At 60.6% G+C, this 19,064-nt stretch carries 13 protein-coding genes and 1 pseudogene; 3 read left to right on the forward strand and 11 right to left on the reverse strand.

Features of this window, described 5'->3' with window-relative positions; genetic code table 11:
• Positions 1-201: 201 nt before the first annotated feature.
• Positions 202-3,450, reverse strand: coding sequence for a hypothetical protein (locus BV034_RS23750; protein ID WP_050029458.1), 3,249 nt, complete (start codon positions 3,448-3,450; stop codon positions 202-204).
• A 486-nt stretch (positions 3,451-3,936) separates the two neighbouring features.
• On the opposite strand from BV034_RS23750, the gene BV034_RS23755 reads away from it, so the two are divergent.
• Positions 3,937-4,356: a hypothetical protein gene (locus BV034_RS23755; RefSeq protein ID WP_050029459.1), complete on the forward strand. Its 420-nt coding sequence runs from the start codon at positions 3,937-3,939 to the stop codon at positions 4,354-4,356.
• A 310-nt stretch (positions 4,357-4,666) separates the two neighbouring features.
• On the opposite strand, the gene BV034_RS23760 is transcribed toward BV034_RS23755, so the two are convergent.
• The 9 genes from BV034_RS23760 to chrA all read right to left on the reverse strand — a co-directional run bounded on the left by BV034_RS23760 (position 4,667) and on the right by chrA (position 16,190).
• Positions 4,667-5,176 carry a hypothetical protein gene (locus tag BV034_RS23760; protein ID WP_050029460.1) on the reverse strand — a complete coding sequence of 170 codons (510 nt, stop codon included), beginning with the start codon at positions 5,174-5,176 and terminating at the stop codon, positions 4,667-4,669.
• A gap of 671 nt (positions 5,177-5,847) precedes the next feature.
• Positions 5,848-6,207 (reverse strand): hypothetical protein, encoded by a 360-nt coding sequence (locus BV034_RS23765; protein WP_265593388.1) that lies wholly within the window; start codon positions 6,205-6,207, stop codon positions 5,848-5,850.
• A gap of 314 nt (positions 6,208-6,521) precedes the next feature.
• On the reverse strand, positions 6,522-7,232 hold the full coding sequence (locus BV034_RS23770; RefSeq protein WP_050029462.1) for a phosphoribosylformylglycinamidine synthase subunit PurQ: 711 nt from the start codon (positions 7,230-7,232) through the stop codon (positions 6,522-6,524).
• Complete coding sequence (gene purL / locus BV034_RS23775; RefSeq protein WP_050029463.1) at positions 7,202-9,637, reverse strand: phosphoribosylformylglycinamidine synthase subunit PurL; 2,436 nt, start codon at positions 9,635-9,637, stop codon at positions 7,202-7,204. Before purL ends, BV034_RS23770 begins: the two co-directional genes overlap by 31 nt.
• A gap of 24 nt (positions 9,638-9,661) precedes the next feature.
• Positions 9,662-10,114: a hypothetical protein gene (locus tag BV034_RS23780; RefSeq protein ID WP_050029464.1), complete on the reverse strand. Its 453-nt coding sequence runs from the start codon at positions 10,112-10,114 to the stop codon at positions 9,662-9,664.
• A gap of 179 nt (positions 10,115-10,293) precedes the next feature.
• Entirely contained in the window at positions 10,294-11,616 is a 1,323-nt protein-coding gene (locus BV034_RS23785; RefSeq protein ID WP_050029465.1) for a phosphoribosylaminoimidazolesuccinocarboxamide synthase, read from the reverse strand.
• A 116-nt stretch (positions 11,617-11,732) separates the two neighbouring features.
• Positions 11,733-13,115: a glycosyltransferase gene (locus BV034_RS23790; RefSeq protein WP_050029466.1), complete on the reverse strand. Its 1,383-nt coding sequence runs from the start codon at positions 13,113-13,115 to the stop codon at positions 11,733-11,735.
• On the reverse strand, positions 13,112-14,584 hold the full coding sequence (locus BV034_RS23795) for a glycosyltransferase family A protein (protein ID WP_050029467.1): 1,473 nt from the start codon (positions 14,582-14,584) through the stop codon (positions 13,112-13,114). Before BV034_RS23795 ends, BV034_RS23790 begins: the two co-directional genes overlap by 4 nt.
• Before the next feature lie 211 nt (positions 14,585-14,795).
• Positions 14,796-16,190, reverse strand: coding sequence for a chromate efflux transporter (gene chrA / locus BV034_RS23800; RefSeq protein WP_265593389.1), 1,395 nt, complete (start codon positions 16,188-16,190; stop codon positions 14,796-14,798).
• Positions 16,191-16,260: 70 nt separating this feature from the next.
• Here chrA and BV034_RS23805 point away from each other — a divergent pair, with 70 nt between their 5' ends.
• Both BV034_RS23805 and BV034_RS23810 read left to right on the forward strand, forming a co-directional pair.
• Positions 16,261-16,830 carry a hypothetical protein gene (locus BV034_RS23805; RefSeq protein WP_050029468.1) on the forward strand — a complete coding sequence of 190 codons (570 nt, stop codon included), beginning with the start codon at positions 16,261-16,263 and terminating at the stop codon, positions 16,828-16,830.
• A gap of 141 nt (positions 16,831-16,971) precedes the next feature.
• Positions 16,972-18,492 carry a C39 family peptidase gene (locus BV034_RS23810; RefSeq protein ID WP_050029469.1) on the forward strand — a complete coding sequence of 507 codons (1,521 nt, stop codon included), beginning with the start codon at positions 16,972-16,974 and terminating at the stop codon, positions 18,490-18,492.
• A gap of 258 nt (positions 18,493-18,750) precedes the next feature.
• Here the strand turns inward: BV034_RS23810 and BV034_RS23815 are convergent.
• Positions 18,751-19,064 (reverse strand): annotated as a pseudogene (locus BV034_RS23815) (hypothetical protein); the annotation flags it as partial.

Here is a 19,064-nt window from a genome sequence, read left to right on the forward strand (position 1 = left end):
TTGCGGGCGATCTTAGAAGCGCGTTCTGACAACGCAATGGGGAAAATGGGTTCTTGGTTCTTGAGCCCCCCATTCCAGCGCAAGCAAGAAACCTCACCAGCACGCCCATTACCTCGAACCCAAACTGACGCACTGACGCACTGACGCACTGACGCACTGACGCACTGACGCACTGACGCACTGACGCACTGACGCACCGGCTCAACCTCCCACAAGCAACCGAACCAGAGGCTCGGCGACAGCGGTGCTGCCGAAGACCCCGATGAAGGAAACAAGGGCGACGACGACGGGCTGCTCATACCAACGGGCAAAGGCACCGGCACTGAGCTTTTCAATCTCCACCAATTCATCTTCGTGCGCCTTGGCCGCGGCTGCATCGCGTGGGGCGAAATGCTGGCGTTTCTCCTTCACCACAGAAAGACAGAGCTGCCGCAGTTCGCGGGCGGCAAAGACAAGTACCAGTGAGATGCCGAGCAGGGACACCGCGCCCAGTCCAAAGGTGATCATAAGACTGGGGTGCATGGACCAGTTGTCGAAGATTCGGAAGCGGGAGACAATCATGAGCAGCAGCACCATCAGGGGATAGAGGAGCGTGCGGCCCACGGAGGACGTGAAATCTGCCACGATGGCGAGAATGCAAGCCCAGTTCAGGGTGGGAGGAAATTCCGGACTGCGATCAAGGCGTGCGAGTTTTTTGAGCGCCCGGATCAAGTGCAGCGCGGAAAGATGGAGATCGATGCAAAACACCAAATGCACGATGTACATGGCCACTCCGAGCAGAAGGATGAATCGCTCCACCACGAAGGCAAAGTCTCCGCGTGCCGGAACAAACGTGGGCCAACGCACAAAGAGCCAGCCACAGAGAAGCAGATACACCACTGCGAAGACTGCCACGCGGCAGAGCCGGGTGCGCTGGGACCGCACAAGCAGGAAGATCTTCTTCATGGACCGTGGAGGTTCCCCTTCAGGCAAATTGGAGGGCACCCGATAGGGAGACAGCCCCACGGACTGGCGGAGCAACTCCCAGCAACTGATGGCGATGGGCACGTCCACCTTGTCGTAGGCCTTTTCCAAATGTCTCTCCAGAGCAACATCGAGCTCCCGTCGGCGAGTCTCCTGGTCTCTCAGGGCCGTCTTAAGCAAACTGATGGCCAACATGAAAGCCACCAATCGAATGAGGATGCTGGGCCAGATGCTGGTACCCGAAGCCCAGGCGACATCTTCCAGGCCGAGGTTCCAGTCAAAAAGGAACGCAGCGAGGAGCAGCACCAGGCTCGTAGTTCCCAATACCTTGACAGTGATCAGCACGGCGTTCGCCAGGGAGGGCAGACGGGTGTTGTTGAGCAATTCGTCCACCAGCTTCAGGCACCATTCTTTCCGGCTCGCCGACGTGGAAGGAAGACGCTCGCTTCTCTTCCTTCGCGGAGCCGGCGCGGATGCCGTGTCGTTGGAGCTCGGGAGATCTGACCCGACTTCTCCTTCCTCTTTCTCCAACAGCCGCCGTCGCTGCCGCTCCACGACCATGATGCAACCCAGCAGGCCGAGCCCGACAAAGGTAGCGAGGAAATAGAGTTCTCGAGACCATGCCGCCATGGTGTCGTTGAGCCAGTGCAGGAACGGCAGATCTCCAGGTGAGGGCTGCTGCTCCACCTCCTGCCCTGCGGCGATTTCATAAACCCTGGCAGATCGATCACCTGTGTCCAGCGGGTGCTCCGTGCGAGGCCCGCGCAGAGCATGCCAGGTCTGCTCCACCAGGATCGTCTGGTAGCAGTCTCGCAAGGGCGGGAGTCGCCACGTAATGTCCGGCATCCCCGTCGGCACCCTGGGCACAAGTCCGGCGGCACTGGCCACGACGAGATTTCGGGTGAAGTTCTGGAAGTCTCTCTGGAAGTAGAGGCTGTCCAGATCGGTGGTAAAGAATACGGCCGAGGGCAGCTCTGGCCGCACCGCCTGAAGAACGAGCATCTTGTCCCAGCGATCACTTCCCAGCACACCCACCGCAGCGATCTTGGGCTTGCCGGGCTCCGATTCTTCCCGGGCCAGATGCTGGGCCATGAGCCGCAGGTAATCCAATTGGGAGGTGCCTTGGGCAGGTTCACTGATGGCAAAAGTGGGGGTCTCATACCGGTGTTCCCCGCCACGGGACGTCCCTCCTTGATCCGCATTGCGCCTCTGGTCCGCCTGGCTGCCATCCAGCCCGCGGAGGTAGGTGCGACACTCCAGATCCACTTTCTTGAGGGCAAAGAGCTTCTGCAATTCCTCAGTGATCGCACGGCTGTAGAGCGTGTCGGACTCAATGAGTATCACCACACGCGGGCGAGGCTCGCCCTCCCGACGCTCTGCTTTGAGTCGCGGCACCCGCAGGCAGAGCTCATTCACGGTGGCCTTGGCGGTATCCGCATCGCTCAGGGTGGGCCGCCATAGCCGCAGCCAGTAGCCTGGATCTTCAGTACTGCCGTAGAGCCGACGGGCAAACTGCCGGGCGGCCTCATCGGGAATGGTGGCTCGCAGAAAGTGAGTCTCGAACGCGGCTGCCTCGGCGGGTCTTGACCGCCACTCCGAAGTAGGGCTGTAAGCAAAGTCGACGTAGTCATCGCTGTCCCCCAAATGGAAAAAGACGCGCCTCAGGGCTCCAGGCTGATCGGAGTGAATATGCCCTTTGCTGCAGAAGGCGGCTTCCAAGGAATCCTTGATGCGGGAGGGCGGCACCTTATCGGCGGCGATCCTAGATTTGTCGAGCCAGACAACACAGGCGGACTTGATGGTCTGGTCTCCGCGACGGGTGACCACGTCTCCACGCGGACTCCCCGTGCCGAGAAACTCAAAGCGTTCCGACCGGCCGATCACTTCTCCGGGAGCGGGACTCTGGGCGTCATCCGTTTCTTTTCCATGCTCCGCCGACAACAGCCTGAAATTCTGCATTCTTTGGGTTTTGGACCAATAACCGGCAGCCGAGAGTGCGGAGGAGATGGCGTAGCGGCTGCGCAGGCGCACTTCCTTGGCTTCCGGAGTGGGTTCGCCGTCGATCGCCACCGTGAGGATGAGCGTGCTGATCCGCTGCCCGGCCTCGTCGCGGGAAATAGTCTCGGCTTGTGAGGGCTCGTGCAAGAGAGCGGGCGCTTCTGTGGCGGAGATGCCAGGCGCATTCGGCGCATTCGGCGCATTCGGCGCATTCGGCGCATTGGTCTTGGCAGGAGCAGCGGGCTCATCGGCTTTGGTGGAATCCGATTGCCCAGGTTTTTCTTCGGACAGCCCTTCCAAAGGATCCTCCCAAAGCCGTTTGGAAATCGATCCGTCCCCTGCCTTGCCCGCCGACTCTGCTACAACATTGGAGGAAGGCGGGCGGGAACTGCGGAGCCGGGTCTCCTGGCCCACTACGCCCAGAAGTACGGCAATGATGGCAAAAATCTGGGTACCGAGCAGCCAGAGGCGGTTGGATTCTTGAGGCATGACTCAGGCGGGAGGAGCCGGAACGAGGACGTCCAGGCTGGTGCAGAGCCACCCCGTAGCAGGTAACCACGGCCGGAAGAACGGCGAAAGGGAGCTCCCGCACCACCGTGGGAAAGAATCCAGGCGCATGCAGACTCCCATCTCGACCGCGCCCAGCTACCGTGGTGAGATCCTACGCGGCGACCAGTGTGATGAAAAAACGGGTGGTTCTCAGGTGGCGTTGGATGTCGCCTGTCGTTCAGCAATTCTTTGATGGAGAACGCCCGGAGGACGTGGAGTCAGTCTCGTTAGAAATTATAACCGTTGCATTTTTCATTGTCAAGACCATGGAACGGCTGTGCCTCTCGCGACCCACTGCCGTCTGGGTGAGAATCCCTTCTTCAGAGAAACCGTGGCGGATGCCGCCTCCAGGCCCCTGCTCCGCCTGCTGTACGCCGCTCGATAGGACTTGCCCGACTGGAGCACATTGGAGAGGATGTCGCCGACATGAAAAACGCTCGCGTCCGCCATTGGATCTTCAGCGCCATGATCTTGCTGAGTGCTGTGAGCCTGCCGTTAACCGCCCTATTGGCGGGCGGTATTGCCCGTGTCGCATCGCAAGGGTTCGTTGCCTATCACGGTGGTCGCCCCATGCCCGCGCTCACCCAGATCCTGGTGACCAATCAGTCTGGCTCGAATACGCCAGCGATCTGTGCGACAGCCTTTGCCCTGGCCATGGCCGTGGTGGGCATCCAGTCTCTGCGAGATCCGGAATCTGGACATGGGTCGGATCGCCTCGTGCACGCCTTCCTTTGTTTCATCGGTCCCGCGTTGTCGCTGATGTATCTGGTGCTGGTGCTGCTGGCGATAGCGATGCCGCTGGTCAGCAAAGGGACCGTGATGGTGCCGCTGCAGGTGGACCCGTGAGACGGTGGCATATACAGCTTGTCGTGCCATACTTTGGCTTGTCAGCGATGGCCTTGCGTGGGCTTGACTGAACAGTCCCGCATGCGGGACTGTGTTGGCTTGGGCTGGCGCATGCGTGGTTCCCGGGGGATTGATTCGACCGGTGAAGGCGCTGAAGATAGAGATGGCTTTGTCGGCAGGATAAATGGCAAGCAAATGCCCCAATCAATCGCCTGTAGGCAAGACAAATAGCTTGGGTCATGGGCTCGTCGCTCCACTCCCAAAACTTTCCCCTGCTCTTCACCGGAGTCGCCGCATCCAGCTCAACACCTCACACGTCAGTTGTTTCCTCTATCTTAAGCTCTTTCAGAAGCGTCCTCATCTCCTCCTTCTTGAGGAGACTATCAGTCCAGAAGTCAAACAACTCCCCCTCCCAGTTGCAGAGAATGGTCCGTTCCAACGGACAATACAGATAGCACGACCAGGCGAATGAGGTTGCGAGGCTGAAAAGCGCCACACCAGCCTCCCCACTGCTGGCTGGCAGCACATGTCCGGGAGCTTCGCGCAGCGCCCGATATTCCCCAGCTCCGGCCCGAATGCCGGCAATGGCCACCATCTGGCTCTCCTGATAGAGCCCCCAATCGGTGAAATGGATCAAGGTCTCCGCCTCCGGGATAATCCGATTGTAAAACTGACGAACAAAGTTCTCCAACGCGAGGAAGCTCTTTGGCACGGAAAACTGGAGATAGTGGTCCGGCACAACTTCCCCACGATACGGATCTTCAGGCAACTCCTGTTTGAGCAACCAACCGGAAATTTCACCAACACTGATACACTTCATCGTGAGTTGCCCAGTTCGCACCTCAAAGTGGATGACTCGTCACGTTTGCCATGTCGATCCAATCGGACTGTCAGAGCATACACCTCACCGTTCCAATCCCAAAGCCGCCCGATGTTCTTCAATGGATGGCGCAATCGTCAGGCTACCGCACTTGGTGCAATAGAGACCTTTGGCGCTCCGGTCTGGCTCCATGAAGGGCATCCAATTTTTACCCTCCAACCGGATCTGCAGTTGCGAACTCCCGAAGGAAGTCGCCAGAACGTTTCCCCAGGTGCGGTTGAGCGCAGCCTCCACCTCAACAAGGAGATCACCACAGACGGGGCATTGAGTCGGTGTTTCAGACATGATGTTGCCTCAATGAGGGTTTCGATCCCCTGCTGACTACCACTCCCCGAACATCGACGACAGCAGAAGCACAATAGCTACAGCCCAAAGCCAGAACCAGATGATCCCGACAAAGTACAGGAGGACCACATTGATGCCAAGGCCGATGAGTCCGTACACCAGTCGTTGGCGACCCAGAGTGTCGGTGAACCATTCAAGCATGCCAGAATATGATGCACGTTTCTCCATGCGCAAGGGTGATGCGACCACTGGCAGCCTTCGCCTTCCACCGCACCGGCAGAGCCTCATGCTTCATGGCATTTGAAAGGCACGGACTCGTCGGCACATCACTCTTCACCCCACCCTGGGAAGCTTCCCAGAAAGGCCAGCCCGCCCCATTGATCCGGAGCCCCGCTGCACTCCAGATCATAGCAGACCAGAGCACCATTGGCTTTCGTCAGCCCACGCACGGCTGCCGCTGCCACCGCGGCAGCAATGAAGGTCTCCCACCCGGAAAAGCCGGTCAGCAACTCAATCATTGGCACTTCCTCCTCCTCATATGCCGCCTCGCAAATGTCAACGATGTCCGTGTCCTCAGGAAGCTCGGATTCGACACTATCGGCCACAGACTCTTCAAAATCGTCTTCCGTCGAGAAGGTGCCTATCCAAACGGATACCGTCCTGTCGGCGGGGTACGTGATTTTCATGGCGTGATTCAGTGTGGTGTATCCGTCGCAGTCTGCACAAGGTTGCAGCGCCCCCTTCAGGTCAGCACCGTTCGCCCACCAAAGCTTCACACCCCCATTCTTACAACCGGAAAGAAACCGCGTTGCTCGCATGCACCAATGCCGAAGCATCTTCAAGTCAACGTCCCAGGTGTCACAACCTCACAACGAGGCAGCGCTTCCCGCTCCAATGCACATTCCCCGACTGGGACCGTGCCTAAAAAAAACGCGGACCGCATCTCTGCAGCCCGCGCCCCGGATCAGTCATCCCAATCCAAAATCAAAAATCGCCGCTTCTACACCGCCTCGCGCACGCTCTTGAACATGTAGTACCCCCAGCCGTGGTCGGCATCGCCGTTCCAGTCTGGGTCGTAGTGGTGCTTCTTGAACAGGAAGCGCTCAGGGTGAGGCATGAGGCCGAAGACGCGGCCGGTTTCATCCTGAAGACCAGCAATCTGCTGGCTGCTGCCGTTCACATCGCTGGTGTAGAGCAGCGCGGCGCGGCCGTTCTGCACGTACTCGCCGGCGGCGTCATCGATGCCGACGAAGCGACCTTCTGCATGTGCCACGGGTAGCTCGAACTCATCCGGCAGGCCTTGAAGGTAGGGGCTGGAGGCATTCTTCTTCAGACCCGCCCAGCGGCAGATGAAACGGCCGCTGGTGTTGTGAATAAGGCTGCCTTCCGGAAGGAGGTGAAGCTGCGTGAGGATCTGAAAGCCGTTGCAGATGCCCAGCACGTGACCGCCACGGGACACGAACTGCTGCAGTCCGTCACCCACTTTGGCCAGCGTGTTGAGCTTGGCAAAGCGGCCGGACATCACGTAGTCCCCGTAGCTGAAGCCACCGGAGAAGACCACGAGCTGGGTATTGTCCAGAGCATGGGGTTCGAGGAGGGCGATGGGCAGCACCTGGGTCTCAAAACCCACCGCCTCAAGGGCGCGGGAGGTCTCGGCGTCACAGTTCGTGCCGGGGTATTTCAGTAGTAGGGCGTGAGGCCGTTTTGCCATAGCGGTTTGAGTTCGGAAATGGAGGCGTTGATGAAGGTGTTTTCGTCGTCGATGATGACGAGCTGGCCGTCAGCAGTGGTTTCACCGATGGCGGTGAAACCGAGGGACTCGGCGAGAGCGGCATGCTCGGGGGCCACCTCGAAGACGACGCAGGCCGGCGTTTCGCCAAAGAGGTACTCAGCAGGCTGAAGTTCCACGGTGGTGGGAATATCGCCCAGATTGACCTTGATGCCGGCTTTGCCGGAGAAGGCCATTTCTGCCAGCGTGACAGCCAGGCCGCCTTCGCTGATGTCATGGGCAGAGAGCACTGCCCCCTTCTGGACGAGCTGGAAGTAATTCTTGTAAGTCTCGAACGCCGTTTGTTCATCGAACTCCGGCGCATTCGGGAAAACAAGGCCGTCTTCCTCAGGATCCTCGGAGCCCTGCATGACCATGCGGGCGAAGACACTGCCGGCGAGGCCGCTGGCCAACTGGCCGAGCAGGAAAAGCTTGCTGCCCACCTTGCGCAGGCTGGAGCCCACGACGTGCGAGGCCTCCTCCACCACGCCGAAGCCACTGACAAGCAGGGTGCACGGGATGGAGATCGGACCTTCGTCGGTCTTGAAGTAGTTGTAGAAGGAGTCCTTCCCGGAGACAAACGGCGCACCGTAGATCTCGGCGGACTGGGCCATGCCCTTGGTGGTCTCCACGAGCGCGCCCAGTTCATAGGCGTCGTCCGGGTTGCCCAGGCAGAAGTTGTCCAAGATCGCGATGCGGTCCGGATTGGCTCCCATGGCCACGAGCTGGCGGATGCACTCGTCCACACAGGCGCGGCCCATGAGGTGCGGGTGGGTCTTGCCCAGTTCCGGCAGGAGCGAGAGCCCCAAAGCCACGAGCTGGTTGCTGCCATCCACGCGGATCACAGAGCCATCCTGCGGAGCATCCCCCGTGGCACCGGCCAGAGGTTTCAGGAAAGTATTCCCCTGCACCTCGTGGTCGTACTCACGGATGATGGGTTCACGGGAGACAATGGCGAAGTCCGAAAGCACGGCCTTGAGCATCTCATTGCCCGCCTCGGGCTCTTCAAAGGAGATGTAGCAGCCTTCTTCATCGGCATCCACGTTCTGCCACTCAGTCTTGAAGTGGCGGCGGGGAGCTTCGTGCAGCTTGCGGCAGTCGAGCTCGCACACCATTTCACCATGGTGCTTCACCTTAAGAATTCCGGTGCCATCGGCCTTGGCCAGCACACAGAGTTCTGTTTCGTAGATGTCAGCGAGCTTTTGCATCTCCGGGAGATCTTTCTCCTCGATGGCGATGACCATGCGCTCCTGGGACTCACTGATGAACACCTGCCAGCTCTCGAGATCGGGAGCTTTGAGCGGGGCGTTTTCCAGCCACACTTCACCGCCGGTCTCGCTGAGCATCTCACCTGCCGCGCTGCTGAAGCCGCCCGCACCGCAGTCGGTGACGAACTGGATCAGCCCCTTGGCACGAGCAGCGAGAATGAAGTCGGCGACTTTCTTCTCTTCAATAGGGTTGCCAATCTGCACCGCCGTCTGGTCTTCCTCATGGCTGGCGGTGGTGAGGGACACGCTGGAGAAGGTGGCGCCCTTCAGGCCGTCGCGGCCGGTGCGACCGCCCGCGGCGATGAGCACATGGCCGGGCTTCACTTCCTTCTGGATGTCCTTGATCGGGATCACGCCCATGGTGCCGCAGAACACCAGGGGATTGTAAATATAGGTATCGTCGAACTGGATGGCCCCGCTCGTGGTGGGGATGCCCATCCTGTTGCCGTAGTCGCGCACACCGCGCACCACCCCACGCATGACGCCGAGGGGGTGGATCACGTCCTTGGCTAGGATGTCCTCCTGCTGGGTGTCAGGGGGTCCAAAGCAGAACACGTCGAGTGAGGCGATAGGCTTGGCTCCCTTCCCGGCTCCCAAGATGTCACGGATCACGCCACCGAGGCCTGTGTTGGCACCAGCGTACGGTTCGATGGCACTGGGGTGATTGTGGGTCTCCACCTTCAGGCAGACTGCCAGCTCATCATCCAGCTTCACAAAGCCCGCGTTGTCCGTGAAGGCGCTGAGCACGAAGTCTGGCTTCTTGGCGATGATGCGCTCTGTGACCTGCTTGATGTAGGTCTTGAAGAGGCCGTCCACCACCTCTGACTGGCCGTCAACGGTGTGCTCAATGCGGGAGCCGAAGATGCGGTGTTTGCAGTGCTCGCTCCAGGTCTGGGCGATGACTTCCAGCTCGACATCGGTGGGCTCGCGGTTTTCCGCTTTGAAGATCGCCTGCACGGCCAGCATGTCCTCGCGGGAGAGCGAGAGCTTGGAGCGCTGGCTGAGAGCGAGCAATTCATCACCCGACAACCCGGAGATGGGAACGTGTCGGTAAACAGCTTTGGGAGTGGGGTCGGGCATGTGAAAGGGAGGAGGAAATAAAAATCAAGCCGCCGTCTTCAGGACGACTTCCCAGGTGTGGATGGCCGGGTTCACGATGTCGCGAACAAACACGGAGGAGTCCGCGCCTTCACCGAACACGTAGATGCGGGTCTTGAGCGTGAGTTTCTTGAGCTCGAACCCGGGTTCCGCGAGCTTACGGTAGTAGTTGAGGATCGTCTCCTTCTCCAGGTCCAGAGCGCCGCCCTTCATCCCGTAGTCGAGAATGAAGGTGGTGTTGTCCCAGAGCGGCAGGCCGTCGTTGTGGTACTCCTGGCTGATGGGGTCCACCAGCACCTTCTGCACAAAGGCGTCCAGCGCCGCCTCACTGCCATCATACTCAAACAGGTACCGCGTGGTGCGGCGGAAGGTGAGCGGATGGGCTGGCGGAGCGTAGAGCAGCGACTGGGCATTGCCCTCGCTCTCAAACTTGCCGGTGATTTCGTAGGTCTTGGTCATGAAGGAAAGGGAGCGAATGACAGAGTTCTTTTAGACAGAATTAACAGCATTTATGGAATTGAGGTTTGACTACCAGTACAGCGAGCCACGAGAGACATTCGCGAGGTCCTGGGGGCTGAGTTCAATTCTGTTATTTCCGTTAATTCTGTCTGATTTTTCAGAAGTGCTTCGCCTTGGAATTAGATGGCGTTGGCCTTGCAGTACTCTTCGAAGAGGCCGCGCTGGCGGTAGAAGTCCACTTCGGCCTCGCCGACTTCGCGAAGGGCAGCCTTGGAGACTTCAGGTTCCGTGTTGCCCAGCACGTGCTGGCGGATGATGTCCATCTTCTTCGCCTGCAGGGCGAGGAAGTCAGGGTGCACCACCGGGGTGTGCGGCCACTTGCCCTCAGCCTGACCTTCTTTGAGGACCTTCGTGAAGGGGGTACCGGTCTTGTTGGCGAGCTTCTTGGCATCATTCACGCCAGCGAACCAGGTCGCCTCAGCGATCTTGTAGTAGTCGCGCATGGACTGCTTGTTGTAGTGCAGCACGATCTTCTTGCCTTCAGTCTCAAGGAAGGCGGTGGCGCGGAAGCTGTCGGTGTCGATGGTATCGACGAAGAAGAACTCACCCTCGTCCACAGCGAACTCCCACTTGATGTCCCAGAGGAGGAGGCCGATCTCATCGAGAAGCTGACGCACGGCCCAGGCACCCAGGAGGCTGAGCTTGATCGTGCTGACGAAGGCGTCTGCCTCCATCCCGCTCATCAGGGCGGCTTCCTGCTTGGTCACGTTCCGGTCTTCCGGCTCGTGCTTGCTGGTGAGGTCAAAAATCGGGCGGGGCAGGAACTGCCAGGCCTGCATGGCCTGGGAAAGACCCAGTTCGTTTTCATACGTCTTCTTGTCGGCGTCGCTCAGGCTGGCGTACTTGCGCAGCACGGAGGATCCACCCGTGATGCCGAAACGGACGATGTACTCCAACGGGATCACATATGTGGCCGCCTGGTAGAACATGGAGTAGTCGTAAACGAAGGAACCCAAGATGGGCTTCTGCACCGGCTTCATGACCGGGAAACGACGCACCACGTTGAAGGTGCTCGGATTCTCCGGCATGCCTGCGGCAATCTCGCCGGTCTGGGAGTCGAGCATGCCGGTGTGGTGGGTATTGGCTCCACTCACCACCATCTTTTCCAGGGGTCCCACGAGGAGATCCTCAAGAAAAGCCTTGGCCTCGGCAGAGGCCTCCGGCTTGGCGATCTCCTTCTGGATGGCTTCCTTGACTTTCACCCAGGTCTCGGGCTTGGCCATGCGGGTGTAAAGGGCGTGGCGGAATGTAGCGCGAGCCACATCACTGCCAGGGATGTCGAAGATGCTGCCGACATCGAATACAGAGCCCGCATTGGTGGTCTCGCACACCATGAGGTCTTCGCGGCCCGGAACCGCGTAAAGCCGCTGCACGGAACCCACGTAAATGGGTTGGCCGAGATCAGACGGACGAACCACCGGAAGGTCAGTAGTAGTGGACATGCTCGCTAGATAAAGGAGCAATTTGCTTTAGCAGGGGGATTCCGGGACGCAAGGGATTTCCGGGGCGAGGGGCTCGCCTCACCTTGTCGGGCTCCACTTCCAGCGTCCTGCCCACCTCAAATATGCAGCGCGCGGGAGACATAGTCACCCCGCTGCTCCCACCACTGAGCGACGACCTCTGAATAATAGTCTATCGTGGCATCCACCATCTGGCGAGCGTCGAAATGACTTCGGGCGTACTGAGCCGCCAACTCCCCCAAGGCGGGAAGAGCCTCAGGTGTGGCGATCAGTGCCTGAAGCTGCTGGGCCAGAGCGTCTGGATCCCGGGGCGGGACCAGAATGCCCCCCTGCCCCGGGACGGCCACCTCGGGTGTGGGCCCCACATTGCTGACCACCGCAGGCAGACCGGACGCCATGGCCTCCGCAATGACCAGTCCAAAGGTCTCTGCCCGGGTGGCGTGAACAAAGAGATCGGCCGCCCGGTAGTACCCGGCCAGTTCCGCATGCGGATGGTAGCCGACATGATGCACGGTGACGGGGCCGATCCTCTCCGTGCTGACAGCCCCACCGATGACCGCCAGATGCAGCGGGCGGCTCCCAGCTTCTGCTGGCGGTTGTGTCAGTCGCTCCAAGGCTGCCCTCAAGGTGGGCCAGTCTTTGAATGGATTCCCTGCCCCGGCATGCGCGACAGAAACCATCAGCAGAGCGTGGAGGGGCAGAGCTCCGGACTGCGCCAGGGGCAAGTCAGCACGGGCCGCCGCCCTATCCCCAGGATGGAAGACAGAAAGGTCCACACCGTTGGGAATCAAACGGGAGTCCGCCATTGCCGGAGCCAGGATGGAGCGTTGAGCGAGATCCAGGCTCCAACGGCTGGCCCCAATGATGTAGAGGCGGCTCTTCTCGAAGATGCGGGCCTTGCGCCACCAGTTCAGCGCGGTGGCGTCCCGCTCGACTGCCGGGGGCAGGCTGAGGTCTGGGCATCGACCACAGCCCACGTGCCGCTGCCAGCGTTCGCACTCAATGGGAAAGGCGCAATGTCCGGTGGCTGTCCACGCGTCCTGCAGGGTGAGGAACACAGGCACCCGGCGGGACAGCCAGGGCAGCGCCCTGAGGTCGAAGTAGCCGCCGTGGAGGTTATGACAATGAACCACATCTGGCACGGAACCGGTGAGTTCCAACAGGGGGCGGGAATAGGGAAACTCAAAGTCGTCCAGCCCAGTGCGCCGGCAAAGCCACTTCAAGGTCCGCTGCCGCCGCTGCGTCCAGGCACCGGCAAAGAGGCGGTAGTCAAAGAAGGGACTGAGATAGAACGGCATAACCCGATCGTGGGAGGATTTCTTGTCCCCCACGAGAAACCAGGAGTCGAGCCCCCGTGCGGCACAGGCCTCAAAAATCTGCCAGGCGAGACGCTCAGCGCCGCCCCCCTGGTCGGCGGTATTGACCGTAAGAATCTTGCGAAATGCGCCCGCCCCAGGATCTACAGGACGAGCCGGCTTCATGATCTGGCGGTCACCGACCCTTCACCCTTTTTCATCTGCGCGGTGCTCCACCGCTCCTTCACCGGGCGCACTTCCAGCCCGGCAAAAGGGAAGCCCAAGGCCCGGAGATCCGCCTCACTCCGAAGCGACACTGGCACCAGGATACAGAGTAGACAGGTTCTTCCCTCGGGAGTTTTGGAGGTAATGTCGAAAGACACCCTCGTTCGATGATGTCGGAGGCTCTGCCGTCCGATTCGATGCCGTCCCCAGTATACGACGAAGGGGAAACGGCAGTCGCCCCCGCGCAGGCCTGCGGATTCGAATGTCACTTCATAGTCTCCTGGAGGCAGTTCTAGAGGAATCACCCCCACCCCTCCCGTCCAGCGGAGGGGCGTGTCCCCCTGTCGCTCGAGAGCGTGCATACCCCAGGCACGCAGGCCGGCCAGGCCTTCGCCCCGGTAGTCTCCCGGCGGATTGCCTCGGGAGAGAATGGCTGGACGGCGGCGGTTCAACAACCACGACACCCGCGTATGATCCACCACCCGCAGCCAGAAGCTGGCAAAGGCGGCGTAGCGGCGTTTCTCATCGAACCTCCAGATCTGGCAGCCCCACCAGCTCCTCCACAAGGCCATACGCGCCCGCCAGCAGGTGCCAACGCTGCCATAGCCCGCTGTGAGGATGCGAAGAAGAAGCCCCAACCAGGCTGCAATACGGTGCCAGCGACGGGTGCGGCCGTGCGGATGCGCCTCCCGCATCAGTTCCCGGCCAACCAACGGCACGATGCGACGCGCCTCCCGTGGTGGAATCAACGCACTGGAAGTAACTTCCGGAATGCTGAAGTAGCGGTGAAAAAACTCCGGCTCCAGCTCGCCCGATGCCTGGCACTCATGGTAGGAGTAGTCCCGCGCATGCCCTCCAAGCTCCGCCAGGGAATGACTGTTGACGTGACGCAGCCCGACCTCCGGCACAACGGCGGCCTCCACGCCCTGCTGATGCAACCGGGCGGCAAAGAGGGCCTCCGCGAACATACCACGGCCGGGAGGGAATCCGCCCACCGCCTTAAAAGCACGCCGGGTAATGACAAAGCCCCGGGCTCGCAGCTTGTTCCAGTGTCCAGGAGCATGCCAAAGGTCCCGGTTCCCGTCCGTCACCCGCTCTTCCAGCATGCCGACGTAGTTGGCATTGATGTGCCCCCATCCGAGCGTCACACACTCCTTGTCCAACTGGTGAATCACCTTGGCGGCTAGCTCGACTCCACCAGGCTCCGCCACGCAGTGGTCCTCAGTGAAGAGCAAAATCTCCCCACGTGCCACGTCCGCGCCTACGTTGCAGAGCTGAAACCGCTCCGTCCCCTGCGAGCGAACAAGCACGTCCTGCGGTCTCAGATGCCGGGCGATCTCCTTCTCAGTCTCCAGATGCCGCCCATCGGAAACCACGATCACCTCATAATGCTGCTCCGGCAGGGTCTGGCCACGCGTCCAGCTCAGCACATGGTCCGGCTGTGCCCGGACGTCCTCAAAGGCGATGACGATCGAGACGGCCAGCTCGCGTCCGAAAGCACCCGCTCCCGAGCCTTGATGATCCGGACCGGGGGGCGTCGGCTTTGGTCGCCGGCAGGGATTTGAGAAGAGGGGGCCGACATGGAAAAAGACGCCCGGTAGCTACACCCTTTTCTCCACGGGGGCGAGCGAAACTCTGTGACTACGCAGCCCCGACCAGCAGCAGACGCCATACCAACCCGAGCACTCCTCCCACAACAACCACGGGAATGACCTCCCACTTTCGCCAATGCATGCCAGCAAAGAGGACTGCCGCGAGCACAAGGGCGAAGAGATCGATGGCGCCACCTCCCGGCCAGAGGGTGTGAATGCCAAACCAGACGGCGAGATTGAGGATGACACCCACCACCGCCGCCGTGATGGCTGAGAGCATCGCCGTGAGGCCGCGCACACGGCGGAGTCGCTCGATGTATGGAGCGCCCGTAAGCACAAAGATAAAGGAAGGTAGAAAGGTGGCCCACGTGGTGATGGCCGCCCCCAGGGTGGCAGCGAGCAGGGGCGGGAGTGGACCGGGATTCTGCCAGGCCCCGGCGAAACCGACAAATTGCAGCACCATGATGAGCGGCCCCGGGGTGGTCTCGGCCAGGGCCAGACCACTCATCATCTGAGGCGTCGTGAGCCAGTGGTACTGGTCCACCGCCTGCTGGGCGACATAAGGCAGCACCGCATAGGCTCCGCCGAAGGTGATCAGGGCCGCCTTGCTGAAGAAGAAGCCCAGCTTGAACCAGACGCTCTGCCACCCCGCCAACCACCCGGCGAGGAGAATGGGGACCCACCAGAGCAGGGTGCCGCCACCCACCACGCGAAGCGCATGCGCCCAGCCGGAACGCGATCCGGCAGCCCCCTCCCCCAGCTCCACCCCGGTTGCCGCAGGGCTCGAGGAGCTACCACCCACTGGGGACGATTCTCTGCGCCCCTTTGCCTGATCCTGTCCCACGCCGAAGTAACGCGGGGCGAACTGACTGCCAAACCACCCCAGCAGACCGGCTCCCAACATGACCGCCGCGAAAGGAGCCTTGAACACAAACAGGGCAACGAATGCCATTGCGGCAAGCGCCCACATGACGCTGTTGCGGAGGGCCTTCCTCCCCACCCGCAGCACGGCTGCTGCGACGATGGCCATGACGGCAGGCTGCAGGCCATAGAAGATGGCCGCCACCCACTCCACATGGCCCAGGCTCATGTACAGCCAGCTCAGAGCCCAGAGGATGACGACCGCAGGCAGAACGAACAAAGCACCCGCCGCGATGCCACCCCTCACTCCATGGAGACGCCAGCCGAGGTAGGTGGCCAGCTGCTGCGCCTCGGGGCCCGGCAGTAACATGCAGAAATTCAACGCATGCAGAAAGAGCGGCTCGCTGATCCACTTTTTGCGATCCACCAGCTCGGTGTGCATGATGGCGATCTGCCCGGCCGGACCGCCAAAGCTGACGAAACCCAGCTTGACCCAGAACCGAAGCGCTTCGCGAAAGGACGGCGCAGGGGATGGCGTCTCGGAAGTTTGCGCAAGGACGGGGATCGATGATGAAACAGGCACGGGGAAATGAATAAATTGGCTGGAGTTTACATCCCATGCGAGCGACAATTTCGCCAGATCCATTTGTGGTATGAAAACCTCATTTGCCCCCTTCGTTGTGGCTCTCGCCAGTGCCGTCACCCTGGTGCCCACTCCCCCAGTCAGCGCCGCGCCACCCAAACCGAAGGCCAGCTCGGAGACGACCAAGGCACCCTCCAAGCCCTCTCTTGAAGAAGGCAATCTGGATATCCAGATCAGCACGGCCACGCTCTCGCGGATCAGGGAAACGATTCGCGATGGGTCCGGGCGCATCGCACGGACGTCGGACGTGTCCCCGACCGGCACGGTCACCACTCGGGACGGATCAGGGAGAATTGTCTCAACCTCCAGCGAGGATCCCTACACCGGCACCGTGACTCATCGTGACAGCAAAGGGCGAATCACCGGCAACACGCAGAAGATGGCCTCCGGCACGGAAGTGACTCGGGATTCCAAAGGTCGCATTGCGGTGACTTCCAGCTCCACCAAGGCGGGCGACTCAGAAACGACGACCTATCGTGATGGCAACGGCCGGATCCTGGGAACCAAATATGTGAGCCCCGCGGGCAATGTGACTTACCGGGATTCGAACGGGAGAATCACGGGACCTAACTTCAAGTAGTCCCCCGGCTTTTGCTTCGGACGCGACGGGTGAAACAGACGCTTTTTGCGAATCTGGATGCGTAGAATGAGAAGACTGTACCGGGCCACTGCCCGGCAGTGGTCTTGCGCATTTGGCCGATTTCTAGTATCAAGTGGTCCCATGAAAAAAACCGCTTCTGGTGCCCTGGCTCTTGCACTTCTGATGGCCTCATCCAGTGGGACGGGCGCAGCCCCCTCCCCTGAGTTGAGAGTCTTCACCAGCCAGCAGGGCAGCACGCTCAAGGCGCGGTTTTCGGCAGCGGTGGGAGATCAAGTGACGATAGTGCGGGAAGACGGCCGCACCATGACCCTGCCCCTCAGCGCGCTGAGCGCGGCGGACCAGGAGTATGTGCGCCAGCAATCAGGGGCTCCAGCACCTGCAGGAACGGCGGCGGGACCGGTCGAAGCAAGCCCCTCAGGATTCAAGCCCGCACCCAATCCCAACGACAAGCTCGCTGTGGAAGAGGTGAACAGTGTGGCGGGACAGCCCTTGTTCTCTGACAAACCGCTCTGGGAACGCCCTGCGGCGGAAGTAGCGGCGGCCTTGGGACTGCGCCAGGAATCCAAAACTCCCACTCAGAGCAGCTATCGCTCGTACCCAAAGGACGACTACCGCCTCTTCGGAGCCCGCCCCTACTCTGTCGCGCTGTACGCCGCCGGGGACAGGGTAACCGCATTGTCGATCGTATACGCCAACAAGGGAGACCTCTTCGGCTCCAAGGGCAGCGCGGAGATGCACTTCGACAAGGACACGCCGCCGGAAGAAGCAGCGAAGATTGTGAAGACGGCCATGGACAAGGATCTGACCGCCATCACGGAGACCATGTCTGGCAAACTGGGGGCTCCGAAGAAAGAGCGCTTTGGCGAGGGCAAGGTGGGCCGGATGAACATGCAACGCTGGGACTGGCGCGGGCAGGCCGTGCTGCTGGCTGAAGCCGAGGGCGAGTATGTGGGCCTGCAGGTGGTGACGGCGCAGTTCGCGGACAGCGGCGGCAAGGTGGCGAGAACGTCTGATGCGGTGATTCGTGAGCAGGCGAAGAAGCACCTCGAAAACCGACCGAATGGCGATGTGGTCATCAAAGATATCCCCATGGTGGACCAGGGGCCCAAGGGCTACTGCGTGCCCGCCACCGCGGAACGTGCCATGCGCTATCTGGGTGTGCCTGCAGACATGTACATCCTGGCGAATGCGGGTGAGACCGGCTTCGGCGGTGGCACCAGCGTGAACGCCCTTCTGCAAGGCGTGGGCCGCCACATCAAAGCCAAAGGTCGATCCTTCGACTCCTTCCAAGGCGACATGAAAATCAAGGATCTGGCCCGACATATCGACAAAGGGGTGCCCGTGATCTGGGCGCTCTACAGCACGGATGGCTTCAACAAGACCGCAAACGAACGCACCGCCGCCCGCAAAGACATTACCGACTGGGCCGCATGGAAGCAGAAAGTCACCACGGAGGCCGCAGCCAATGCGCTCAGCAAAAATGAAAAGACCGGTCACGTGGTGCTAATCATCGGCTACAACAAGGACACGAACGAGATCGCCTTCAGCGACAGCTGGGGTGAGCGCTACATGGAACGCTGGATCACTGTGGACGAAGCCAACAAGGTCTCTCAGAACTCGTTTTACACAATCGGGTTCTAGGAAGACCAAAGACTAGAAGACAGAAGACGAAAGACCTGAGCTCTGGAGAGGCGACAGCGTAGCGCAGATTGGCAATCTGCTGTGCCGCCGATTGGTAATCGGCTCAGGTGCGGCGATCGCGCAAAGCAGTTCCACGCTTTGACCAAGACGGACATACCAACTCAAAATGAGAAGACGCAAGCGGAGCAACACTCCAGCCTGCGTCTTCCAAATCTCGACGTCCGATCGACTCAGGTCTTCTGTCTCCCGCGCAGCGGGCTACGGCACCAAGAAGATCTCACCCGTGCGAGGGTCCTTGACCTTCTGGCCAGGACGAAAGTCGCGAACATCAATCATGTTCTTGGTCTCTTCCTTCACGCCAGGAGGATACACGAAGCCCTGCTTGCCGGGAACCGGGCGACCGTAGCGCAGACCTCCATCGTTGCTGCTGGTAGCGGGGCCCGCATCGCCCGTTTTACGGTCTGGCATGGGGGCAGGATTGGCCGGGCTGACCGTGCCAGGCTTTTTCATCGAACCTGAGCCGGAGTCGGAAGGAACACCCGATTTTGGCTCGTCATTGAATGGGCTCTCCG

This window comes from Verrucomicrobium sp. BvORR034 (assembly GCF_000739635.1).
Classification (GTDB): Bacteria; Verrucomicrobiota; Verrucomicrobiia; order Verrucomicrobiales; family Verrucomicrobiaceae; genus Verrucomicrobium.